At 35.7% G+C, this 26,233-nt stretch carries 17 protein-coding genes; 13 read left to right on the forward strand and 4 right to left on the reverse strand.

Annotation, left to right across the window (positions count from 1 at the left end; genetic code table 11):
- Position 1 precedes the first annotated feature (1 nt).
- The 3 genes from mfd to ACFIJJ_RS04460 all read left to right on the forward strand — a co-directional run bounded on the left by mfd (position 2) and on the right by ACFIJJ_RS04460 (position 6,702).
- Complete coding sequence (gene mfd, locus ACFIJJ_RS04450) at positions 2-3,502, forward strand: transcription-repair coupling factor (RefSeq protein WP_375646068.1); 3,501 nt, start codon at positions 2-4, stop codon at positions 3,500-3,502.
- Between the two features lie 260 nt (positions 3,503-3,762).
- Positions 3,763-4,602 carry a hypothetical protein gene (locus ACFIJJ_RS04455; protein ID WP_375646070.1) on the forward strand — a complete coding sequence of 280 codons (840 nt, stop codon included), beginning with the start codon at positions 3,763-3,765 and terminating at the stop codon, positions 4,600-4,602.
- A gap of 1,488 nt (positions 4,603-6,090) precedes the next feature.
- A complete protein-coding gene (locus ACFIJJ_RS04460) occupies positions 6,091-6,702 on the forward strand; it encodes an invasion associated locus B family protein (RefSeq protein ID WP_273791265.1) in 612 nt (203 codons plus the stop codon).
- A gap of 87 nt (positions 6,703-6,789) precedes the next feature.
- On the opposite strand, the gene ACFIJJ_RS04465 is transcribed toward ACFIJJ_RS04460, so the two are convergent.
- Positions 6,790-9,420: a ribonuclease E/G gene (locus ACFIJJ_RS04465; RefSeq protein ID WP_375623252.1), complete on the reverse strand. Its 2,631-nt coding sequence runs from the start codon at positions 9,418-9,420 to the stop codon at positions 6,790-6,792.
- 586 nt (positions 9,421-10,006) lie between these two features.
- Here ACFIJJ_RS04465 and ACFIJJ_RS04470 point away from each other — a divergent pair.
- The 3 genes from ACFIJJ_RS04470 (at position 10,007) to prfB (ending at position 15,170) form a co-directional block, all read left to right on the forward strand.
- On the forward strand, positions 10,007-11,236 hold the full coding sequence (locus tag ACFIJJ_RS04470) for an N-acetylmuramoyl-L-alanine amidase (RefSeq protein ID WP_375623250.1): 1,230 nt from the start codon (positions 10,007-10,009) through the stop codon (positions 11,234-11,236).
- A gap of 169 nt (positions 11,237-11,405) precedes the next feature.
- Positions 11,406-13,871: a penicillin-binding protein 1A gene (locus ACFIJJ_RS04475; protein WP_375646073.1), complete on the forward strand. Its 2,466-nt coding sequence runs from the start codon at positions 11,406-11,408 to the stop codon at positions 13,869-13,871.
- 170 nt (positions 13,872-14,041) lie between these two features.
- A protein-coding gene (gene prfB, locus ACFIJJ_RS04480) for a peptide chain release factor 2 (protein WP_375646075.1) occupies positions 14,042-15,170 on the forward strand; the annotation gives its coding sequence in 2 pieces (ribosomal slippage) (positions 14,042-14,110 and positions 14,112-15,170; 1,128 coding nt in all).
- A 339-nt stretch (positions 15,171-15,509) separates the two neighbouring features.
- On the opposite strand, the gene ACFIJJ_RS04485 is transcribed toward prfB, so the two are convergent.
- From ACFIJJ_RS04485 to ACFIJJ_RS04495, 3 genes are all read right to left on the reverse strand, one after another.
- Complete coding sequence (locus ACFIJJ_RS04485) at positions 15,510-15,995, reverse strand: peroxiredoxin (RefSeq protein WP_273791260.1); 486 nt, start codon at positions 15,993-15,995, stop codon at positions 15,510-15,512.
- A 183-nt stretch (positions 15,996-16,178) separates the two neighbouring features.
- A complete protein-coding gene (gene tyrS / locus ACFIJJ_RS04490; protein WP_375646077.1) occupies positions 16,179-17,432 on the reverse strand; it encodes a tyrosine--tRNA ligase in 1,254 nt (417 codons plus the stop codon).
- A gap of 310 nt (positions 17,433-17,742) precedes the next feature.
- Positions 17,743-18,423 (reverse strand): alpha/beta hydrolase, encoded by a 681-nt coding sequence (locus tag ACFIJJ_RS04495; protein ID WP_273791258.1) that lies wholly within the window; start codon positions 18,421-18,423, stop codon positions 17,743-17,745.
- Between the two features lie 160 nt (positions 18,424-18,583).
- On the opposite strand from ACFIJJ_RS04495, the gene ACFIJJ_RS04500 reads away from it, so the two are divergent.
- The 7 genes from ACFIJJ_RS04500 to ACFIJJ_RS04530 form a co-directional block, all read left to right on the forward strand.
- Positions 18,584-19,759, forward strand: a complete 1,176-nt coding sequence (locus ACFIJJ_RS04500) for a cysteine desulfurase family protein (RefSeq protein WP_375623241.1) — start codon at positions 18,584-18,586, stop codon at positions 19,757-19,759.
- 139 nt (positions 19,760-19,898) lie between these two features.
- The gene (sufB, locus tag ACFIJJ_RS04505; RefSeq protein ID WP_375623239.1) at positions 19,899-21,410 is read left to right on the forward strand and encodes a Fe-S cluster assembly protein SufB; all 1,512 of its coding nucleotides are present in this window, start codon (positions 19,899-19,901) and stop codon (positions 21,408-21,410) included.
- A gap of 161 nt (positions 21,411-21,571) precedes the next feature.
- Complete coding sequence (sufC, locus tag ACFIJJ_RS04510; RefSeq protein ID WP_375646132.1) at positions 21,572-22,327, forward strand: Fe-S cluster assembly ATPase SufC; 756 nt, start codon at positions 21,572-21,574, stop codon at positions 22,325-22,327.
- 11 nt (positions 22,328-22,338) lie between these two features.
- On the forward strand, positions 22,339-23,601 hold the full coding sequence (gene sufD / locus ACFIJJ_RS04515) for a Fe-S cluster assembly protein SufD (protein WP_375623237.1): 1,263 nt from the start codon (positions 22,339-22,341) through the stop codon (positions 23,599-23,601).
- A gap of 10 nt (positions 23,602-23,611) precedes the next feature.
- Entirely contained in the window at positions 23,612-24,856 is a 1,245-nt protein-coding gene (locus ACFIJJ_RS04520) for a cysteine desulfurase (protein ID WP_375623235.1), read from the forward strand.
- Complete coding sequence (locus ACFIJJ_RS04525; protein WP_375623233.1) at positions 24,849-25,250, forward strand: SUF system Fe-S cluster assembly protein; 402 nt, start codon at positions 24,849-24,851, stop codon at positions 25,248-25,250. The genes ACFIJJ_RS04520 and ACFIJJ_RS04525 overlap by 8 nt, the downstream gene beginning before the upstream one ends.
- A 60-nt stretch (positions 25,251-25,310) precedes the next feature.
- A partial coding sequence (locus ACFIJJ_RS04530; protein ID WP_375646080.1) for a site-specific DNA-methyltransferase occupies positions 25,311-26,233 on the forward strand: 923 nt, incomplete at its 3' end.

Genomic DNA, 26,233 nt, shown 5'->3' on the forward strand with positions numbered 1-26,233 from the left:
GATGCCTATATTTAAAAAAATTGTTATTCCCAAAAATAATTCTGTTCGTATGATTTTAGATGGCGTTACTGATGGATTTGAAGCCTTTGCGCTTGCTAAATTAAGTTCAGAAATTGCACAAGGTAAACCGCTCATCTATGTTGTCCGTGACGGAACAAAAATTGCGCATTTACAACAAGTTTTAAATTTTATTGAACCCAATTTACCCGTACTTCAATTTCCTGCATGGGATTGTTTGCCTTATGATCGCGTATCACCAGGAATTGCTGTTATGGCACGTCGACTATCAACATTGGCACACATAGCAAATTTACGGAAAGATCCATATTCTGCAATTATATTAACAACAGCAAATGCAATTATGCAAAAGTTGCCTCCTCGTGAAATGATAGAAGCTCAGCTTATTCACGCACGTGTTGGCCAGCGCAATAACATGGGAAATCTTATTCAATTTCTAGAAACCAATGGTTTTGAACGCGTTACGGTTGTCCGTGATGTTGGTGAGTTTGCTGTAAGAGGAGGAATACTTGATATCTTTTCTCCGATGGATGTTGAACCTTTACGCCTTGATTTTTTTGGAGATACCCTAGAAAGTATCCGCGTATTTGATCCAGAAAGTCAAAGGACAACAGGCCAAAAAACTGAACTTTTATTACAGGCAATGAGTGAGGTTGTTCTTACACCAGAACGCATCAGCCGATTTAAAAGCAATTATACCCGTACATTTGGTGTATTACAAAAAAATAACATGCTTTATGAAGCAATTGCTCAAGGTCGGCGTTTTGCCGGTATGGAACATTGGCTTCCATTTTTTTATGAAGAGCTTGACACTTTTTTTGACCATTGTGGCAACCTACCGCTTGTTTTTGAGCATCTTATAGAAGAAGTTTTCATTGAGCGCTATCGTCTTATTGAAGACTATTATAATGCGCGCAAAGAGCGCGAAAGTGATGAAAAAAATTCTACTTCTTATCATCCAATAGATCCTAGTCTTTTTTATTTAACGCCAGAGCGTGTTTTGGAAGGTGCGCAACAATCTTCACAGCGTATTGATTTTTCTCCTTTTAATGTTCCACAAAGTTTGGAACAAACTATTATTCACGCACATGTTAAACAGGGATATGATTTTGTAAAAGAGCGTAATGCGCAGGAAAAAAATGTTTTTTCAAGTGTTATTGATCACATCGCATCTTTACGCGCTGCGGGCAAAAAAGTACTTTTAGCGTGTTGGAGTGAAGGATCTCTCAATCGTTTAGTACAAGTTCTCGACGAGCATGGATTAAAAAAAATAGATGTTGTAAAATCCTTGCAAACTGTCAAAGCAACACCACGAGATCATATATTAGCAGCCGTTATCATGATAGAACATGGTTTTGAGGCTGAAGATTTAGCTATTATAGCAGAGCAGGATATCCTAGGTGATCGCTTCATCAGATCACCAAAGCGGCGTAAGAATAATACAAATTTTATTTCTGAAATTTCTGCTTTAAATTCTGGTGATATTGTTGTGCATATCGACCACGGTATTGGCCAATTTGTTGGTCTTAAAACCATCAGAACCACTGGAATTTTACGAGACTGCCTTGAAATTAGATATGCTGGAGGTGATTTACTCTTTTTACCTGTTGAAAATATTGAGCTTCTCTCACGTTATGGCTCAGAAGGAACAGAGGTAACTTTAGATAAATTAGGAGGTGTTGCTTGGCAGGCACGTAAAGCTCGGCTTAAAAAACATTTATTGGAAATGGCAGGGCAATTAATCCGTATAGCTGCAGAGCGTATGACTCGTGCTGCGCCTGCTTTACTTCCACCAATTGGACCATTTGATGAGTTTGTTGCTTGCTTTCCCTATGAAGAAACGGAAGATCAAATGAATGCAATTGATGCTGTTTTGGACGATCTAGCCTCAGGCAAGCCGATGGATCGCTTGATATGCGGTGATGTTGGTTTTGGAAAAACTGAAGTAGCCATTCGAAGTGCTTTTGTTGCAGCATTAAATGGATATCAGGTTGCTGTTGTTGTACCGACAACTTTGCTTTCACGTCAACATTACAAAACATTTATTTCGCGTTTTCAAGGATTACCGGTTAAAATTGGACATGCTTCGAGGCTTGTAAAAGCGAAAGAACTTGCACGAGTAAAAAAAGGTGTTTCAGATGGTACAATCGATATTGTCATTGGAACCCATGCATTATTAAGTGATGCAGTTAATTTTTTACGGTTAGGTCTTCTTATCATTGATGAGGAACAGCATTTTGGTGTCAAACACAAAGAGCGTTTAAAAGAGCTTAAAAGTGATATTCATGTTCTCACACTTTCAGCAACTCCCATACCACGCACTTTAGGGTTAGCTTTATCGGGTGTACGTGAACTTTCATTGATAACAACCCCCCCCATTGATAGAATGGCGGTTCGTACTTTTATTTCACCCTTTGATGCACTTGTTATACGAGAGACCCTGCTTCGAGAATATTATCGTGGTGGACAAAGTTTCTATGTTTGTCCTCGTATTTCTGATCTGGCTTTTGTAGAAGAATATCTCAAAACACATGTGCCAGAACTGAAATTCGTTGTGGCTCATGGACAAATGCCGGCTGGACAACTTGATGATATTATGAATGCATTTTATGATGGACAATATGATGTGCTGCTCTCAACAACCATTATTGAATCAGGTCTTGATATTCCAACAGCCAATACATTAATTGTGCATCGTGCTGAGATGTTTGGTCTTTCTGCCCTTTATCAGTTACGTGGTAGGGTAGGACGTTCAAAACAACGTGCGTATGCTCTCTTTACATTTCCTGCTGGTAAAGTTTTAACAATTGCTGCTGATCGCCGTCTTAAAGTGTTACAATCTCTTGACACCTTAGGGGCCGGTTTTCAATTGGCAAGCCATGACATGGATATCCGCGGTTCAGGCAATTTTTTAGGTGAAGAGCAATCGGGGCATATCAAAGAAGTTGGATTTGAACTCTATCAAAAAATGCTTGAAGAAGCTGTTGCTGAATTAAAAGATGGAGAGCTAAATGAAGATAAGCAATGGTCACCTCAAATTTCCCTTGGTACAACAGTGATGATACCAGAAAGTTTCGTGCCTGACTTATCGTTACGTATGGGACTTTATCGTCGTTTAACAGAACTTGATGATTTAGAACAAATTGATGAATTTGCAGCGGAGTTAATTGATCGCTTTGGTCCTTTACCCCTTGAGGTTCAACACCTTCTTAAAGTCTTTTATATCAAAACATTGTGTCGAAAAGCGCATGTAGAAAAATTAGATACAGGACCAAAGGGGATTGTCATACAGTTTCGTAATAACTATTTCGCAAATAGTGTTGCTCTTGTTCAGTGGGTGGGAAAACAAGGTTCAATGGCAAAAATCCGACCAGATCAAAGTATTGCTCTTATTCGTGATTGGTCCACAGCGGATGAAAGGCTTGTTGGAGCAGCGAATATTATGACACAGCTTGTCGAAATGGCAGAACAACATTCTGTTTAAAAAATATCTTTATTATTTTAGAATTGTTACTCATTTTTACAAAATAATTCTATAAAAACAAACAGTTATTGATTTTGTATAAGAATAAAATTTAAGTTTATAATAAAGAGCCATTATATATTTATTTGGTTTTTATTATATACGCATTGATACAATGAAGGAAATAGATTAGACGGCTTAACAGCAATAAATAGCACTTTCAATATAATAAGCTAATAAGCTCCTGTAAATTTTTTAGAAATAATTTAGGTAAAGATAGCATGCTTTCTTCATTACAAAAGTGTCTAACTATCGTTTTTTTGTTACTCACTTTAATACATGGCGTAAAAAACGCTTATGCTGAGTTATCTTCTGATGAACAATACCAACATTTAAAAAACAAAAGAAAGAATATTAAAGAGAGCATACAATTTATTGAAGAAAGTATATCTCATTTGGATATTTGGGAAAAAAATATTTCTAAAGCAGAATGCTATGAGCGTTTACAGGAACGGAATAAGTTATATAAAAAACTGAAAACTCTGAAGGATGAATATTATAATCTTGGTTCGAAATTACAGGATCTAGCTGAAAAAAAACAAAAAATTATCTCTAGAATACATATAGCGAGAGAGTATGAAGTAGGGGAGTATGAAGAAAAGTTGATTAAAGCAAAAGACTATTTAAAAAAAACTCAAACGTTTAATGAATGGGGAATGAATGAGAAAAGTGGAGGTGATGATGAGATAATGAAAAATTATCTCATATTTATTATTGCTTGCAATACGTTAGCGGATATATTGCAAAGTGATATAGGTGCTATTTTGCGCAAAGATTTTGATTGGAAAGATAAAGATTTTAGTTGGGCTAAAGGCGCAAATAATTCAATAAGTCCTAGTTTAGTCAGGGATATTAAAGAATTACTAACAGATGGCTCTTATAGTTATGAAAAACAAATATTTGACGATATAAAAAATAGTCTTACAGAAGATAATTGGTTTGTAAAAAGTGCACCTAAGCTTTGTAATACCATTAAAGAAGTACATAATATAATGCTTCCAAACAAGAAAAAGAATATTATAGATCGTATGCGTTTTCATGTTGAAGAATTATTCAATTAAAAATTATTTATTTGATTTATGTTGAATTATATTCAAAATAGAAAAATACTTAATTTTTCGTAACATTATAGTTTAGAAAATTCATAAAAAATAATGCTATGAGAATATACAATTAAAAATTTACTTATACAAATACAGAGAAATTAAGATAATATACTAAATAATAGTTAAAATATATTTTAATTTTTTGTTTTTAATCATTATTTATAATAAAGTAATTTTATACACATAAGATAGTATCTATTGTTCTTATCATATAATATTTATTATATATATATATTAAATAATAAACTTATATATATTTTTTTTGTAGTTTTTTTATTTTTATCTGATTAATTATTTTAATGACGATACATCTCATATCATAAATCTTGTTTTATTAATACGATAAGAGAGATATTTTATAGCTCTAAGTTGTGTTATATAGAGAAACAAAATGATATTTTTTATTCACGTTATAAAACTGAGAGATGATATTTGTACAGAAGTGCAATAATAGATGTTTAATATATGAGCATAAATTTATTATGGCTTTGGGCACGTGAGATGATTCATAGGGGGGGGTATTCCTTTGTTCAGTAGTTTTATCTATAAAACTAACTCCGCTTGTGATGTGCAAGTGGATAAATTTTATTGATTCGATATAAGAGAGGTTTGCGCTATTAGGATCTTTCATACAATATAGAAAAAAGATAAATTATTATTATAAATTAATATGTTACTATATTTTAAGAAAGTTTATTATAAATAAAATATTTTCAGCAGTTATAGATTTTCTCTCTAAGAAAATGTGTTGTTTAATTAAGAAAAAAGCACTTCTTTAGTAACGTATTTTTAAACTAAACTGTTTAGTTAAACGCTATGGAATATAAAATTTTTATTACAAAAGCGTATCACTATTATTTTGTAAACAAGGGCAGAAAATTGTTCATTAGCAAAAAGCTCTCTTACAATTATGCAGAAATTTTAGACAATCAGTGGTTTTAATTCATTAAATGTTTCAATAATATCGTAGATGATTTTGTTTTTGTGTATCACACGAGGCACATAAGGAAAACAGTAAAATTTATCTGATATTTTGGAGCTTCATGCATTGCAACAACCTGTTTCTAAGGCTCTATAAGCTTAACATGAAGAGTAATAAATGTAAAAAGTTTAATTAGTAAGTTTTTTAGAGTAGTATCAGAGTTTATTCTAATTAATATTGCAATATTGATTCGTTTGTGTAATCTTAGTTTAAATGCACAGAGGTATTTTATAGATAGATTGTATCCAATACCAATGTGATGAATAGGGGAATTATATGAGTGTATAAAAATTAGAATGGCTCGTTGTATTTTTTCTCTAAATTTGACTTTTTTTTATATATTGAAGTAAAAATAGTAAAATTAATTGTTATTTCATTATAATTTAATAAATTTAAGTTGGAATTATATTTAATATTTTTTTGAAGTTACTTAAGAGCGCGTTGAAAGGATTAACTTAATCATGTCGCATAAAAATGTTTATTCTGCTGTTTCAGTATTAGTTGGAGCCGCTGCCCTTTTTCTTATAGCTGGTATTTCTGCAAATGCGCAAACTTTATCACAAGGTTGGTACAAAGTTTGCAGTAAGCAGCATGATGTTGATATTTGTAATACAATGAATACTGTATTATCGAATACGGGACAACCTTTAACGGCTTTTAATCTTGTTGAAATAAAAGGAAAGCAAAATGAGAAACGTATAGGTATTCAAGTACCTACAGGTCGTTTTTTGCCAGAAGGTGTTCACATTAAAATCGGTGACGAGTTCTCTAAAAAAATTCCTTATATTATTTGTAATGGACCAAGTTGTATTGCTAATGATGTCTTAGATGATAAGCTTATAGCAGCTATGAAAAGTGGTACAAAAATGGTTGTAACCACAGTTAATTTCCGTGGTTCAGCTAATCCTATTGAATTTTCTCTTAATGGGTTTACAGCAGCCTATACCGGTCCTGGTATGGAGGAAAAAGATTTCCAACAAGAACAAATAAAGCTGCAGCAAGCCATTCAATCAAAGCAAAAAGAAATTGAAGAGCGTATGCGGGCTGAGCAAGAAAAAGCAAAACAAAAATAATAAACCCCCACCATAGAATTGGTCGAAACGTTTTCTATAATTGTTTATTTGAGCCGCCACAGTTTTCTGTGGCGGTTTTTAAAATCCTTAATTTTCCGAAACAATTCTGCGTTTCCACCACCCAATACGTTCAGTTTTGGAAGAATCATTAGGCGTTGATGAAATAACAACGGGTTGATTAATTGTTTCTTCGATTTGGGAAGGAGAGGTTTCAACAACTTCCTCCATCTCGATTACAGTTTCTTTCTCTAATATTTTTTGTATTTGCGTTATCTCTTTAGAAGATGATTTTTTACGTGTTCCACGTGTTGATTTTTTACTCTTTTCAAGAGTTTTATCTTCTACCTCATGAATAGCTTTATCTGCTTTTTTTGTTTTAGTTTTACGCATAAAACTGGTTGTAGGTTTTTCTTCAGGAGATTTTTGTTCTGCAATATTTTGGTCATTCTCTAAAGGAAGTTGATTTTCTACTACTTTTGAAGAACGTGTTTTACGTTTTTTAGGTTTAATACTTTTATCAATTTTTTCAGATTCACTCTGTTGTTGTATATCTAGAGCTTGTGTATTATTTTTCGTTTCTTCAAGTTCAAAAGATTTAGCAGGTGAAACACGACGTTTGCGATGCGCTGCTTTAATTTCTGCTAAAGCTTGCTTAGCAAAATCTCCCACTGGTTCTGCATAAGGAACGCGAATCTGATGAAAACTATTATCTTGATTGCGTCGACCACCACGACGTCCTCGACGGCGTCCTCGACGATAAGAATCATCATTCAAGGTATCTTCTTTTTTATGAACGTTGGAGAGAGAATGATCAGTAATTTCACCGTGACGATTTTTGCGCCGACGCTTTTGGTTTGTTTCAATGGGAGAAGGATTTTCAATAGATTCACTTTTTATGAAAACAGAATCTTCAATTTCTTGCTTATTGTCATCTTCCAATGAAGATTGAGAAGTTCTCTCTGCTATTGAGCCTTTAGAAATAACAAGATGTTGTGTTCCAATACTATCATCTGCTTCAATACTAATATTAAGCTTAAAGCGAGCTTCTAAATTAACAAGAATGTTGCGTTTATGATTTAATACATAAAGTGCTGTTGCTACGGGGGTGCGCACGATAATATTATGTTGCGAATTATGAAGAAGATATTCTTCAATTGAGCGCATGACATGCAACGCAATTGATGATTCAGAACGTATATTTCCTGTTCCTGCGCAATGTGGGCAGGGCTGTGTTGTACTTTCTAAAACCGATATGCGAATACGTTGACGACTCATTTCTAAAAGGCCGAAGTGTGAAATATGACCTACTTGAATACGAGCACGATCGTTTTTTAAACAATCTTTTAATTTTTTTTCGACCAGCTTCACATTGCGTTCTTCAAGCATATCAATAAAATCAATCACAATTAAACCAGCAAGGTCACGCAAGCGTAATTGACGCGCAACTTCTTCAGCAGCTTCAAGGTTAGTTTGTAAGGCTGTTTTTTCGACAGAGAATTCTTTCGTAGAGCGGCCAGAATTTACGTCAATAGCAACAAGTGCTTCTGTTTGATTAATAACAAGATAACCACCAGATTTTAAAGAAACCTGTGGTTGCAACATTTTATCAAGTTGAATTTCAATATTATTTCGTGCAAAAATGGGCGTAGGATCACGGTAAGGTTGCACAACTTTTGCATGACTTGGCATGAGCATACGCATAAAGTCTTTCGCTTCACGATATCCTTGGTCTCCAGAGACAAGAATTTCACTAATGTTTTTATTGTAAAGATCTCGTATAGAACGCTTGATGAGATTACTCTCTTCATGGACAAGGCATGGCGCCGTTGACTCGAGTGTCAAAGTGCGAATAGTATCCCATAACCGCATAAGATATTCATAATCACGTTTAATTTCAGCTTTTGTTCTATTGGCACCAGCAGTTCGTAAGATAACGCCCATACCTTTTGGAACGGCTAATTCTTTTACGATTTCTTTAAGACGCTTACGGTCTTGTACGTTCGTAATTTTTCGTGAAATACCACCACCACGTGCTGTGTTGGGCATTAGAACAGAGTAACGACCAGCTAGAGATAGATATGTTGTAAGGGCAGCACCTTTATTACCACGCTCTTCTTTGATGACTTGTACCAACAAAATTTGACGTCGTTTAATCACTTCTTGAATTTTATACTGGCGCCCTTGTTTTCTTTGATAAATTGGAAGCTCTTCACGGATGTCCTCAGCACCGACCATTTCGATCTCATCATCAGAGATATCGGCATTTAATGCTTCTTCTGTATTATCAATTATTGTCGCTTCAGATGTGATGTCACTTTCAATATCGGCTGCTATGACATTGTTTTTTCCATTTTTTTTTGTTCTTCTGGAGCGTTTTTTATTTTTAGTTGCTTCTTCCGTAAAGCTATCTACAGAATTTTCTCCTACAGCTGCTTTTTCCTCTTCTTCAAGAAGAGCAAGGCGATCAGCAATAGGAATTTGATAATAATCAGGATGAATTTCAGAAAATGTTAAAAAACCATGGCGGTTTCCACCGTATTCAACAAAAGCTGCTTGGAGAGACGGTTCCACACGCGTAATCCGTGCGAGATAAATATTCCCCTTGAGCTGTTTTCTATGTTCTGATTCAAAATCAAGTTCTTCAATTTTGTTGCCGTGAACAACAACAACACGAGTTTCCTCCGGATGGGAGGCATCTATAAGCATTTTGTTTGACATAAGTTAATATCCTGAAGGCGACATGCACAATTTTATTCAAACGAACGCTATAACTATTCGTAAACATAAAAGGCTGTCTGCCATAAAAGGGAGGTACCAGAAAAACAGGACGGAACACCACGTGCAGAGGCATGACTGCATTTACACCATTTCTCATCATTATTTCCATCTGTTTTTTATGACTCATATTTCTTAAAAGTCTCCGGTAAAATAATCTTTAAAACAGTTCGGATATCCGAACCAACGAATCTTAAGTAATGCAATCCTAATGTTATAACATAGAAATTTTTCATCCATAAAAAAGTCTCAACGCATAATAGGCAAAAAAACTCTAAAGACAACTTAATATGAGTTACAGATAATTTAGATGACTATTATCAGCTAGGAAGCATAAATATTCTTTTATGTTGATATCATGCGTTTGGCAAGTAACAATGTAAATCATGTATAATTATAATATCTTTATGACTTTAATTTCGTTTTTGGGTGTTTATTTAGCTTTTCTTGAAAAATAGAGAATAAATTGGTGTATCATTTTATATAACCAAGATAAATTATTACAAAGGTAGTGTAGAGTATTTTGCTTATGATAAGAGTTTTTTTTACCAAAAAGCTGAAAACAGCTTATGGGGATGTTATTGTGTTCATCACATACTTTTTATTATCTTTTTTGCTACTCCAAACCAGTGTTCAAGCCGCAGATCCTCTAAGACTTATTAATTTTAGAACCATTGGTGATAGTGTTCATACGCGTATTATTGCGGTTTTTAATTTAAAACCAAATGTTCGTTTACAGATTTTGGATAGGCCGGCACGTTTGGTGATCAATTTACCTACAATTGATTTTTCAATGCAAAATACACCTTTAAAGAAACAGAATACATTATCCATTATGCTTTCAGATGTGCGTTATGCTTTTTCTGACATACAGACTTCACGCATTATTTTGACAAGTAAAACGGCTTTTGTGGTTGAAAAAAATGTCGTAAAAAAATTAAATAATGGTTTATGGCAGTTGCTGATTGATATTCGTAAAAGTACACAAGAAAAATTTGATGAGATATTAAAAAAACAGCAAAGAAGCAATTTTGATACAAAAACACAGCTAATGCCAGCATATAATTTCCGTGTTGTTCTTGATCCTGGTCATGGTGGTATTGATGGTGGTGCACAGGGTGTTACTGGAATTTTAGAAAAAGATGTGACTTTAGACTTTGCGCGTGCATTGCGAGACGAATTACAAAAGGATTCTCATATTACCGTTTCTTTAACACGAGATTCCAATATTTTTTTAAGACTAAGTGAAAGAGTTAAAAAAGCGCAAGAGTTTGATGCTGATCTTTTTATATCTATTCATGCAGATACGATTGATCTACATTCTCTTCGCGGTGCCACAGTGTATACCATATCAGATAAAGCCTCTGATGCCATTGCAAAATCTTTAGCTGAAAATGAAAATAAAGTTGATTTGCTTGATGGTTTGCCTGCAGATGAAACGCTCGAAGTTACAGATATTTTGATGGATCTTACACGACGTGAAACACATACATTTTCGGTTAATTTTGCAAATAGTGTTATTTCAAGTTTATCAAAGAATCATATTAACTTGATTAATAACCCACATCGGTATGCTAATTTTCAAGTTTTAAGAGCTTCAGATATACCCTCAGTCTTGATAGAGATAGGTTATTTATCCAATAAAGAGGATGAAAAGTTATTAAATGATCCTCATTGGAGAAAACAAATGGCAGCCTCTATTGCTCATTCTATTCGTCAATTTGCTGATTATAGACAGAAAATGATACAGCCTCTTTAAATTTGTGAGAAAATAGAGTATCAATATGGGCTTCTAGTGTACCCTAGTATAAATAAAAGATAGAAAACAATTTCTCTTGATCTCAATCTTGTGGTGATATCCACTTGGTGTGTTTGAAGTAACGTATTTTTTTCTTTAATTAATTCTTAAGAAAGCGATAACCGTTTTTATGATGATTTTTTTAAGATACCTTCTTCGTTTTTGTATTGCTGTTGGACTTTGTGGTGCAATAACGTGGGGTGTTATGACCAGTGGTCAAGCAAATGCACTCCCTGATTATGAAGTTCTTTCACTTTATGAGCCGCCAGTAATGACCCGCGTCCATGCTTCTGATGGCCGTCTTATGGCAGAGTTTGCAACAAAACATCGCCTCTATTTACCGATTCAATCAATACCAAAGCTTGTTATAAATGCTTTCATTTCGGCTGAAGACAAAAACTTTTATCATCATTTTGGTTTAGATCCTGAAGGACTTTCTCGCGCTTTGATCAATAATATTCGTAATATTGGTTCTGGAAGACGTCCAGAGGGTGCATCAACTATAACGCAACAAGTCGCTAAAAACTTCCTTTTAAGTTCAGAAACAACGTTAGAACGTAAATTTAAGGAAGCTATTTTAGCAATGCGTATTGAGAAAACTTATTCAAAAGATCATATTCTCGAGCTTTATCTCAATGAAATTTATCTGGGTCGTGGCACTTATGGTATAGCAGCTGCTTCTTTGACTTATTTCAATAAATCCGTCAATGATCTGACGCTAGAACAATGTGCTTATTTGGCTGCTCTTCCAAAAGGACCAGCAAATTATGATCCATTTAAGAATACACAACGTGCTATTGATCGGCGTAATTGGGTTATAGACCGGATGATTGCAAATGGATATGTAACGCGTGAACAAGGTGAAAAAGCGAAAGCTAAACCTTTAGGAGCGACAATCCGTGGGAGTGATAGCTATGTTTTTGCAGCTGATTATTTTACTGAAGAAGTGCGGCGTCGTTTAATACATCGCTATGGGGCTAAAACACTTTATGAAGGTGGGCTTTCCATTCGTACAACGCTTGATCCGCATTTACAACTTATTGCGCGACGTGCTTTGCACGATGGATTAATTAGATTTGATCATGCGCAAGGATGGCGTGGAGCTTATGCGCATATTGATGAGAAAGGTGATTGGGGGACAGAACTTGCAGATATCACAGGGCTAAGTGATGTTCCTGAATGGCGTTTAGCTGTTGTTCTTTCTACTAATCCCAACAAAGTAGAGATTGGTTTACAACCACAGCGCGAAGCTTCAGGTATATTATCAAAAAAACGGGAAATTGCTGTTTTATCTGAAGCTGATTCAAAATGGGCACTCCATATTGTAAAAGAAAATGGTTATCGAAAAACTGTTCAGAGCTTATCTCATGTTCTGCAAGTTGGGGATGTCATTTTTGTTGAAAAACTATCCAATACAAACAACACTTATCGTTTACAACAAATTCCAAAGGTTGAAGGTGCAATTGTTGCTATGGAACCTCATACGGGGCGCGTTCTTGCGATGGTGGGAGGATTTTCTTTTGCCGCATCTGAATTCAATCGTGCAACCCAAGCTTATCGCCAACCGGGGTCTGCTTTTAAGCCTTTTGTTTATGCAGCAGCTCTTGATAACGGATATACACCAGCATCTGTTGTTTTAGATGGCCCCATTGAAGTTCGTCAATATAATGGTGAAGTTTGGCAACCCAAAAATTATGGAGGTACCTTTGCAGGACCTTCAACGTTGCGTTATGGTATTGAGCGTTCTCGTAATCTTATGACAATACGGCTTGCCAATGATATGGGAATGCCTCTTGTCGCTGAATATGCAGAACGTTTTGGGATCGTAGATAAATTGCAGCCTTATCTTCCCATGGCTTTAGGGGCTGGCGAAACAACAGTATTACGAATGGTTACAGCTTATTCAGTTATTGCCAATGGCGGACGCTCTATTAAACCTTCTCTGATAGACAGAATTCAAGATCGTTATGGGAAGACAATTTATCGTCATGATGATCGTATTTGCGAAAATTGTAATACGCATTCATGGAATAATCAAAGTGAGCCCACATTGATTGATGAAAGAGATCAAGTTCTTGACCCTATGACGGCTTATCAGATTACATCGATGATGGAAGGGGTTGTTCAGCGTGGTACTGCGGCACGTTTACGTTATCTTAATCGACATATTGCTGCTAAAACAGGAACAACCAATGACTCTAAGGATGTCTGGTTTATGGGATTTACTCCTGATATTGTCGTTGGTATTTTTGTCGGTTATGATCAACCAGCTCCGTTAGGATATAATGGAACAGGAAGTTCATTAGCTGCGCCTATTTTTGGTGATTTTATGGCAGATGCTCTTAAAGGGAAGCCAGATGTTCCCTTTAAGATGCCAAAGGGCATGATTTTAATGCCAATTAATCGAAAAACAGGAATGCTTGCCGAAAGAGGAGATCAAGATGTTATTATAGAAGCATTTAAACCAGGGACTGGTCCTGCTGATATATATCAAGTTATTGGGAGTACAAATTCTTTTCAAGAAGGTGTTCCTGCAGTAACGACTTCTCCACAAGTCAACAAAGCTCTTGAAAGTGGGACAGGTGGGCTGTATTAATCGAAAAAATCTCCTTTTGCTAGGAGTCATGGTTTTTATCTCTTTTTTACAATGTCGGTTCTGTAAATAGAGTGATAGAATTGTACCATTTTCTGATAGCAGATATTAAATTTGTATAAAATGCTAAGAGACACAACCAAAAAGAGTTTTTAAAAATACGGTGTTAAATTATGCGAGCAGAAATAGAAACATTAGTTGATGAAATCCAGAAAGCAATACAATTGCTAAGGGGGCATCTTTGACTGGGATCAATCACTAAAGCGTCTTGAATATCTTAATCAAAAAGCAGAAGATCCATCATTATGGGATGATGCACAACGAGCACAGGATATGATGCGTGAGCGTCAACGTCTTGATGATTCAATCAATGGTCTTTTATCATTTACAAAAACACTTGAAGAATGCATTGAGCTTATTGCGATGGGCGAAGAAGAAAGTGATGTTGAAATTATCGCTGATGCAGAAAGATCAATACGTAATCTTAAAAATGAGATAGATAAAAGGCAAATTGATGTACTTCTTTCAGGAGAAGCAGATCCGAATGATACCTATTTAGAAGTTCATGCTGGAGCAGGGGGAACAGAAAGCCAAGATTGGGCTTCTATGCTCTTACGTATGTATATGCGCTGGGCTGAACAGCATGAAATGAAGGTTGAAATTTTAGAAATTCATGATGGAGAAGAAGCAGGAATAAAGTCAGCGACTATTCTTGTAAAAGGGCATAATGCTTATGGACTGTTAAAAACAGAATCAGGCGTTCATCGTTTAGTGCGGATTTCTCCATTTGATTCGAATGCAAAGCGCCATACCTCTTTTGCGAGCATTTGGGTTTATCCAGTTATTGATGACAATATTGAAGTTGATGTTTCAGAGGCAGATGTGCGTATTGATACATATCGTGCATCTGGAGCAGGAGGACAACATGTTAACACAACAGATTCTGCTGTTCGCATCACGCATATAAAAACGGGTATTGTTGTTCAATGTCAAACAGAGCGTTCTCAGCATAAAAATCGCGCTACGGCTTGGTCGATGTTGCGTGCACGTCTTTATGAAGAAGAACTCAAAAAAAGAGAAGAAGAAACCAATGCTGTTGAATCTTCTAAAACAGAAATTGGATGGGGGCATCAAATTAGATCTTATGTTCTTCAACCCTATCAGCTTGTCAAAGATTTGCGTACAGGAATTGAGAATACGGATCCACAATCCGTACTTAATGGTAATTTAGATGCATTTATAGAGGCAGCACTCGCACGGCGTATTTATGGACAAGACAAAGAAATTGAGGATATTCGTTAATTATATATCCTTCCTTCAAGCCATGTAGATTTTTTCTTAAGCTGTTCATTTTATTGATGTTGTGATGTTACGATAGTCCTTGATACTTTAAAGGTTTAAAGAGGGATTTTTTGTTTCTTTCTTCATTTTTTTTCTCACACGCCAATTCTGCTTATGATATTGCAAGTGATAGGAAGAATCTGAAATAAGAAAAATTTTGGATATTCGGGGGACTAATATAAATGTAAAACAATTCATTATCCTTATCAATCAATATATTATAAAAATTGAATCCGTGGAAAAACTAAAATCAATTAAGGAGGATAACTTTTGCTTTTTAAGGCAAATCAAACACTCAATTTACAAGTTACCATTATGATATAAAAGTGTTGCAGTAGCTAAAACATTTTCAGCGTGCCCAGATACGCTTACTTTACGCCATTCTTCTGCTATTATTCCATTTGCATCAATTAAAAAAGTGCTCCGTTCAACTCCCATATATTTGCGTCCATACATGCTTTTCTCAACCCAAACACCATAAGCTTCGAGGGTTGTTTTTTCTTCATCAGAAACCAAGATGACATCAAGTTCATGTTTTACTTTAAATTTATCATGTTTTTTTACATTATCTGGAGAGATTCCAATAACAGAAACACCGATTTCATCAAATTTCATCTTTAATTTTGTGAAATCAAGTGCTTCGCTTGTGCAACCACTGGTGTCATCTTTTGGATAAAAATATAAAACAACAGACTTTCCTTTAAAGTCAGAAAGACATACCATCTCTCCTCCATCGCGCGGCAAATTAAAATCAGGAGCAAGAGCACCTTTCATTGGTCTTGTCATTATTTTCATCTTTCTTACTTGTGTAACAGGTATAAGATATCAGAGTACACAGAAGAAAAGAACTATTCAACTCTCTAGAATATTATTGTTTTGAAGAGACCTTTATTTCCTAACAAAACTCGCCCTATCACAACAATTGAATTGAAAGAACAAGGTCGACAACATAAACAAAACAGCAAAAGATTATACTGGTTTCATCACAACATGTTTTTTCTTACCAAAAGAAAGTTTAATGGTTCCTTCTGCACTGACATCCCCTTCAATAATAAGATGTGTTTCATCATCAATAATTTGATCATTTACACGGACCCCCCCACCTTGAACGTGTCGGCGTGCCTCACTATTAGATCTAGCGAGTCCTGCTTGTACTAAAAGAGTGAGCAATCCAACACCTTTTTTTAATTCTGAGGCATTAATTTCAACAGTTGGAAGATTTTCTCCTAGCGTTTTTTCTTCAAACGTCTTGCGAGCTGTTTCTGCTGCTGCATCAGCAAGAACACGTCCATGCAACATTGCTGTAATTTCTGTTGCAAGAATTTTTTTTGCTTCGTTAATTTCTGTCCCTTGTAATAGAGAAAGTTTGAGAATCTCATCCATTGGCAATGGAGTATAGAGCTTTAGAAATCGTGTAACATCAGCATCTTCTGTATTGCGCCAGTATTGCCAAAATTGATAAGGTGAAAGTTTATCCGCATTTAGCCATACAGCCCCATTCAATGATTTACCCATTTTGGCACCGGAAGAGGTTGTCAGCAATGGTGATGTTAACGCATATAATTGCGGTGTTCCTAAACGATGCCCTAATTCGATTCCGTTAATAATGTTGCCCCACTGATCAGAGCCCCCCATTTGCATACGCAATCCATAACGTTTATAAAGTTCAACAAAGTCATAAGCTTGCAGAATCATATAATTAAACTCTAAGAATGACAAAGAGTGCTCACGCTCAAGTCTGAGTCTGACAGAATCAAATGACAACATACGGTTGACAGAAAAATGCTTTCCTACATCACGCAAAAATTCTAAGTAGTTTAAATTGCATAACCATTCAGCATTATTCACAATACAAGCATCGGTTTCTCGGTCACCGAATGTCAAATAGTTAGCAAATACCTTTTTAATACCATCAATATTTGCAGCAATATCATCTTGTGTCAGAAGGCGTCGCGCTTCATCTTTGAAAGAAGGATCACCAATCAATCCGGTCCCTCCGCCCATTAAAGCAATGGGGCGATGACCCGTTTTTTGTAACCAATAAAGCATCATAATCTGAAGAAGACTTCCAGCATGTAAACTCGATGCTGTTGGATCAAATCCAGTATAAGCGCTTACAGTTTCTTTTGAAAAAAGATCATCTAAGCCTTTTTCATCTGAAATTTGGTGGATAAAACCACGTTCGCTCATAATGTGTAAAAAATCAGATTTAAAGGCAAACACAGATTTAATTTCCTAATTTAAGAGTGCATTATTTTATATAATAGGCGATTATATAATGAGTTATCTATCATAACTGACACACACCTCACAAGAGAAAGAGACATATTGGTAACATAAAGATAATAATACAGGTATTATTTCCTTTTTACGCTAAAAAAGAGACTTATCAGTGATAGAAAACAGGTATGCTGTTATTCTCATTTCTATCCTGAAATAAAATTTAGAAAAATTTTAAATGCAAACGGAAAAAATTACTTTGTTATGATCAGAAACGACTTTTGCTAATTTTTTATAAATCTATCGTATTTTCCTAAGTTAGTGAAAGTATTTCAGGAGGAGGAGCGAGAAGTTCATTGGAGATATGGTTATCCAAATAGTGGGCACATCGCTCAATAAGCTCTTCATGACATCCACTGAAAAAGTGATTAGCCTCTTCCAATATTTCTTGTGTGATGATGATACCTTTTTGTGTTTTTAATTTATCGACAAGTATTTGAACATCTTTTGGAGGGGAAACTTTATCGATACCGCCATGAATGATAAGCCCAGAGGAAGGACAAGGGGCAAGAAATGAAAAGTCATAAACATTAGGCTGAGGAGCAACTGAGATAAAGCCCTCAATTTCCGGTCGGCGCATTAAGAGCTGCATACCAATCCATGCTCCAAATGAATATCCAGCTACCCAACAATTTTTAGAATCTGGATGTTGTGTTTGCACCCAATCGAGAGCAGCAGCAGCATCTGAAAGTTCTCCTATTCCATAATCAAATTCACCCTGACTGCGACCAATACCACGAAAGTTAAAACGTAAAGTTGTAAAGCCACGTTGTTGGAACATATAAAAGAGGTCATAGACAATTTTATGATTCATAGTTCCACCAAATTGGGGATGAGGATGCAAAATGATCGCAATGGGTGCATTTTTTTGTTGTGAAGGTTGATAACGCCCTTCGAGCCGACCCGCGGGACCGTTAAAAATAATTTCTGGCATAAAATGCTCCTTAATGCAATAAAAGGCTCTCATTGACCTTGGTCGACTTTTACCATAGAATCTCTTAAATAATTATTAGATATTCTTTTTTTAGTGCACTTTTCAAGAAGATTGCGCTATTTTTTTAATCAATTCATAAGATTAATGATTGCGATGTAAAATGGTTATAAAACGCCGATATTTTGATTATAATGCAACAACACCGCTCAAAAAAGTGGCACGGATAGCGTTGCTAGAGTCTTTAGAGATATTTGGTAATCCATCATCGGTTCATAAAGAAGGGCGTGCCGCTAAAACTTTGTTGCAAAAGTCCCGTCGGCAAATCGCTGAACATCTTAAAACAGATCCAGATCACGTGGTATTCACCTCTGGTGCGAGTGAAGCAGCAATGACTTTGTTAACACCCTTTTACAATATGGGGAATGCAAAAGTTAAATTTTCTCGTCTTTACCTTGGAGCGACTGAACATCCCTCTGTGGCAGAGGGAGGACGTTTTTCTAAAGAGTTGATAAGCGTCATTGCTGTTGATAAAGATGGGCTCATACAACAAGATAAATTAACATCACTCTTAACGGTTCACGATAAAACAAAAGGTTTACCTCTTGTTGCTATTCAAGCTGCAAATAGTGAAACGGGTGTTATTCAACCATTAACAGAAATCGCTGCTATTGTTCGGGATTTAGGAGGCACTCTTATAGTTGATTTGACACAATATGTAGATAAAAATTTTGTGGACATTCATCAGCTAGGAGGAGACTTTTTTATATTGTCTGCACATAAAGTTGGCGGTCCTAAAGGAATCGGTGCTTTTGTTTCATGTGGTAATCTTCTCATGCCACACCCTCTTATTATTGGGGGAGGACAAGAAAAAGGTCTCCGTGGAGGAACAGAAGCATTGCCCCTTATTGCTGCTTTTGGGGCAGCAATGACTGATTGCTTCACACAGGAGGAAATAAAACAGTTAATATATTTACGCAATAAATTAGAAGATGGACTACAAAAAATAAGTAAAAATGTTGAGATTTTTGGCAAAAGAGTTCAACGTTTGCCAAATACAACTTACTTTACCGTGAAAAATATAAAAGCTGAAACGATGCAAATTGCTTTTGATTTAGAAGGGTTTTCTGTATCAGCTGGCTCTGCTTGTTCTTCTGGAAAAGTAAAACAAAGCAGAGTTTTGGAGGCAATGGGATATCATGTTCCAAATGGTGCTATTCGCATTTCAATAGGACGTGATACAACTTCTGAAGATATAGATGATTTTCTATTGTTTTTTTCTCAAATTATAAGCAGAAAAAAAGAGGAAGATTTATCATCAGAAAGTTATAAAAATTAGAATTATTTTAAAGATAAAATAACTTTGATTGAAATTTTTGCACTTTACCTATAGCCTAGGAAATAATTTGCTTACTTTAATTTTGTAAAAAATAAGACTTTTAGTTACCGGTTTTTGACGCCAAAAATGGAGAAAATTGATGCCGGCAGTACAAGAAACAATACGCCAAGTCCGTGAAATAGATGTTGACCAATATAAATATGGTTTTGAAACCAATATTGAAACCGATAAAGCTCCAAAAGGCTTAAATGAGGATATTATAAAATTTATTTCCGCTAAAAAACATGAGCCTGAATGGATGTTAACATGGCGCTTAAAAGCGTACCGCCGTTGGCTGACAATGCAAGAGCCTCATTGGGCGCGTCTTGAATATCCTAAAATTGATTTTCAGGAGCTTTATTATTATGCTGCTCCCAAAAATCATACAGGACCAAAATCTTTGGATGAAGTGGATCCTGAGTTATTAGCAACGTACGAAAAACTTGGCATTCCCCTTAAAGAACAAGAGATTTTGGCAGGAGTAAGAAAACAGTCTGATCCCTCCACTTTTGATGACAGTATGTCTGTATCGGGGCAGGTGGCTGTTGATGCGGTCTTTGATTCTGTTTCTGTTGTGACAACATTTAAAAAAGAATTGGCACGTGCTGGTGTGATTTTTTGCTCTATTTCAGAGGCCATTATTGAGCATCCTGAGCTTATTAAAGAGTATTTAGGAACAGTTGTACCTATAAGTGATAATTATTATGCTGCCTTAAATGCAGCTGTCTTTACAGATGGTTCATTTGTTTATATTCCCAAAGGAATTCGTTGTCCTATGGAGCTTTCAACTTATTTTAGGATTAATGAACGCAATACAGGTCAGTTTGAACGAACATTAATTATTGCAGCTGAGGATTCCTATGTTTCTTATCTTGAAGGGTGCACAGCACCCCAACGTGATGAAAACCAACTCCATGCTGCTGTTGTTGAGCTTATTGCCCTTGAAAATGCAGAGATTAAATATTCTACAGTACAAAACTGGTATCCTGGCGATAAAGATGGAAAGGGTGGTATTTATAATTTTGTGACGAAGCGTGGAGATTGTCGAGGTGATAACTCTAAGATTTCATGGACACAAGTTGAGACCGGTTCTGCGATTACTTGGAAATACCCATCCTGCTTACTGCGTGGTGAGAATGCGCGTGGAGAGTTTTATTCTATTGCTGTTGCAAACGGTCATCAACAAATTGATTCCGGTACAAAAATGATTCATTTAGGAAAAAATACATCCAGTCGTATTATTTCCAAAGGTATTTCTGCTGGTTTTTCAAATAACACGTATCGAGGACAAGTCACGGCGCATCGAAAAGCACAAAATGCTCGTAACTTTACGCAATGTGATAGTTTATTAATCGGGAATGAATGTGGTGCGCATACAGTTCCTTATATTGAAGCAAAAAATGCAACAGCTCAGTTTGAACATGAAGCCACAACATCCAAAATTTCCGATGACCAACTTTTTTATGTTATGCAAAGAGGAATTCCCGAAGAAGAAGCTATCGCATTAATTGTAAATGGTTTTGTAAAAGAGGTCATTCAAAAACTTCCCATGGAATTTGCTGTCGAAGCACAAAAGCTTATTAGTATTAGCCTTGAAGGTAGTGTTGGATAATTTTATTTAATGAGATAAATAGAAGACTTTATGTAAAAAGGCTGTAACGGTAGCACATAATGCTAAAAATGACCTCTATGGTAATTACAAAAGTAGATGGATGCTAAGGCGAAAGAACACAGCATTGGTATCTGAAAAAACAGCCAAAACAGGATTAAATGATGTTAGAGATCAAAAATTTGCACGCCCGTATTGCTGAAACCGATACAGAAATTATTCGTGGTTTAAACTTGACAGTCCAAGATGGAGAAGTTGCCGCTATCATGGGACAAAATGGAGCCGGAAAATCAACTTTATCTTATTTGCTTGCTGGTCGTGATGATTATGAAATAACAGAAGGAGATATTCTCTATAATGGACAATCACTTTTAGAAATGGATCCAGCAGAACGTGCTGCATATGGTGTTTTTCTTGCATTTCAATATCCAATGGAAATACCAGGGGTAGCAACAATGGAATTTTTAAAAGTTGCGATGAATTCTCAACGCAAAGCGCGAGGTGACGAAGAACTTAAAATTCCTGAATTTATAAAATGTGTTAAAGAAGTTTCAGCCAAACTTGAAATAGATATGGATATGCTAAAGCGTCCATTAAATGTAGGTTTTTCAGGTGGGGAAAAAAAACGCGCTGAAATTTTACAAATGGCACTTCTTGAACCTAAACTTTGCATTTTAGATGAGACAGATTCTGGTTTAGATATTGATGCATTAAAAATTGTTGCAGATGGTGTTAATAAACTTCGGGATTCAAAACGTTCATTTTTGGTGATTACCCATTATCAACGGCTGCTTAATTATATTATTCCTGATACGGTACATGTTCTTTATAAAGGACGAATTATCAAAAGCGGAGACAAATCCTTGGCGCTTTATTTAGAGCAAAATGGTTATGCTGATCTTATCAAAGAAGCGGTTTGAGGTTATTAAATATGAATGCTCAGCAAAACTTATTAGCGGTTGAAGAAGATATACTCAATAATTTCAATCAGTATGCAAACGATTTACCTGGTAATAAAGCCGTGCAGGAAATTCGCAAGAAAGCTATTGAACGATTTCAAACGACACGGCTTCCTTCCCGTAAAATCGAAAGTTGGCACTATACCAATCTGCGCACATTACTAAAGTCTGTTAGTAATTTTTCAAAAGTCCAAGACAATCAATCGGTTGAGGCATTACTTTCAGAAAGCGCTGTTTTTTCTATGAACAATGGAAAAACATCGACACAGTCCAAGGTAGACAATATTACAGTAAAACGCCTTTCAGAAGCATTAGAAGATAATTCTGTACAGATAAGTCAAAACATTTCTGATGAGGATTTTATTGGACAGTTAAATACAGCTTTTGTTACGGATGGTTGGCTTTTTCACATTCCTGAAAATACAAAGTTAAATATACCCATTGAACTACAAAATATACAAATGGGCGGACAATCTCATATTTTTTCTGATATAAAAGTTGATAAAAATAGTCAGGTTGTGTTTATTGAACATCAGGTTGGCAATGATAAAGATACCTTTGTCAGTTCAATATTTTCATTAAATATTGCTGCTGAGAGTGATGTTACGTGGATTCTTATTCGCAATCGTGATTTTAATTCTACACAGTTTGGTCAATTTCGTGCTATTCTTGATCAAGGAGCGAAATTATCACTTTATGTCATTAATATAGGGAGTCAACTAAATCGCCAGGAAGTCGATGTTAAGTTACAGGGAGAAGAATCTGATTTTCAATTACGCGTTATAAATTTATTATCAGGGCAAACACATAGTGATCTTACAATGACTGTTTGTCACCTTGACGAAAGATCAACCTCAACGGAAATTATACGCAATGTGGTTGCAGATAAGGCTGTAGGTGTTTTTCAAGGGATAATACGTGTTGCTCAAAAAGCGCAAAAAACAGATGCACGTATGGCCTGTAATAGCCTTATCCTTTCAGATAAGGCAGAATTTAATGCAAAACCTGAATTAGAGATTTTTGCTGATGATGTTGCATGCGGTCATGGTGCAACAGTTGCTAATATTAATCATGATTATCTTTTTTATCTCATGGCGCGCGGTATTCCATTTAAAACGGCTCGTGCACTTTTGATTAAAGGATTTATCTCTGAACTTATTGATGACATCAAGCAAGATCATATTCAAACTGTTTTAGAGAATATCATTGGTAAATGGCTTGAAAAAAATGTTTAAGGGAGGAGAAATGGAAAATAACGTACAAACATTGACTTATAATGTCGAAGAAATTCGGCGTGATTTTCCTATTTTGCACCATCAAGTTTATGGAAAGCGATTAGCATATCTTGATAGTGGTGCTTCTGCCCAAAAGCCACAATCAGTACTCAATGCAATGAATAATTATTATCACTATAGTTATGCTAATGTGCATAGAGGAATGTATTTTTTAGCCAATATGGCAACACAATCCTATGAAAATTCTCGTAAAACCGTTCGTGTTTTTCTAAATGCTCAAAAAGCAGAGGAAATTGTTTTTACCAAAAATGCAACGGAAGCTATTAATACTGTTGCTTATGGTTGGGCTATGCCCAAACTCAAAGAAGGTGATGAGATTGTTCTAACGATTATGGAACATCATTCAAATATTATTCCTTGGCATTTCCTCCGAGAACAAAAAGGTGTTAAACTTGTTTTTGTTCCTGTTGATGAGAATGGTGTTCTGCATATTGAAGATTTCCAAAAGGCTTTAAGCGAAAAAACACGGCTTGTTGCTATAACGCATATGTCCAATATATTAGGAACGGTGCCTCCTGTTAAAGAAATTATTAAGCGAGCACATCAAAATTCTATTCCTGTTCTTGTTGATGGCTCTCAAGGAGCAATACATTTAACTGTTGATGTGCAAGATCTCGATTGTGATTGGTATGTCTTTACAGGTCATAAGCTGTATGGTCCTACCGGTATTGGTGTTCTTTATGGGAAGGAACATAGATTAGAGGAAATGCGTCCTTTTCAAGGAGGGGGGGAAATGATCGAGGAAGTAACAACCGATAAGGTTCTTTATAATGCTCCTCCTTATCGTTTTGAAGCAGGTACTCCTCCTATTGTTGAAGCTATTGGATTGGCTGCGGCTATTGATTATATACAAGAGAAAGGTCGGAGTAAGATTCATGCTCATGAAATGTCCCTTTTAGCTTATGCGCATGAAAAACTTAAAACTGTTGATTCATTGCGTATTTATGGTCATTCTCCTAATAAAGGAGCTATTATATCATTTGCCATTGAAGGGATTCATGCTCATGATATCGCTATGTTTATTGATAGAAAAGGGATTGCGATACGTGCGGGAACTCATTGTGCACAGCCTTTATTACAGCGCTTTGGTCTAACATCTATTTGCCGCGCATCGTTAGCCATGTATAACACTCAAGAGGATATAGATCAATTGGTAGAAGCATTGCAAGAAACAAGGACATTTTTTAATGGCTGAATTAATTGAAGAGCGTCATTCTCCAGAATCTGTTGAAACTGTAAGTGAAAATAAAAAATCTTACATATCAGCAATTCCAGCAGATGAAATTGATCGTATGACGAATGATATTATTGCTGCTCTCAAAACAGTTTATGACCCAGAGATTCCTGCTGATATTTATGAGCTAGGACTGATTTATCGTATTGATATTGAAGATGATCGTTCAGTAAAAATTGAAATGACTCTTACGGCACCGGGATGTCCTGTTGCTGGTGAAATGCCGGGATGGGTAGAAAATGCGGTTAGTGCAGTTGAAGGGGTTTCGTATGTTGAAGTCACTATGACTTTTGATCCACCGTGGACACCTGATTGTATGTCAGAAGAAGCGCAAATTGCTGTCGGATGGTACTAACAATACTCCTGTTCGTGAATACATCGTTTTTCGCAAACATTTGGGTTTAAAAACGATTACATGCATCATAATAAACCAAAATTAGAACTTAACTGGATTGGAAAAGAAAAGCGCCCCAAACTAAAGCCTCATGTCTTATTAGAAAATGTTGAAAAATCTTATCATGCCTCGCGTCAAATATCATCTCAGGATATTTTTGATAATAAACTTATTTTTGGTGATAATTTACTCGCACTCAAGGCACTTGAGCAAGAATATACGGGAAAGGTAAAATGTATCTATATTGATCCACCTTATAATACAGGCAATGCCTTTGAACATTATGAAGATGGTTTGGAGCATTCCATATGGCTAAGCCTTATGAGAGACAGATTAGAATTGTTACATCGTTTACTGGCAGAAGATGGAAGTATCTGGATTTCCATTGATGATGATGAACAAGCCTATCTTAAAGTGATGATGGATGAAATTTTTGGTCGCCAAAATTTCATCAACAATATTATTTGGCAAAAGAAATATGCTCCACAAAATGATACAAAATGGCTTTCTGATAATCATGATTTTATAATGGTTTATGCCAAAGATAAAACGATTTGGCGCCCTCAATTGCTTCCTCGTTCAAACGATATGGATGCGCGCTATAAAAATCCTGATAATGATCCTCGCGGTCCTTGGAAATCTGGAGATTTATCCGTAAAAAGAGTAACATCTAAGGATATTTATGAAATCATCACACCTTCTGGACGCAAGGTAATGCCTCCTAATGGTAGAAGTTGGGCTATGAATAAAAAAAAATTCTTTGAATTATTGAATGATAATCGTATTTGGTTTGGCCCCACAGGAAGCAATGTTCCTTCTTTGAAGCGTTTTTTATCAGAAGTAAAAAATGGCATGGTTTCAATGACAATTTGGCTTTATGAGGAAGTAGGGCACAACCAAGATGCCAAAAAAGAAGTCAAAGCCTTTAATTCTGATAATGTCTT

Origin of the sequence: Bartonella sp. TT29SHDZB, assembly GCF_042193395.1 — a bacterium.
Classification (GTDB): Bacteria; Pseudomonadota; Alphaproteobacteria; order Rhizobiales; family Rhizobiaceae; genus Bartonella.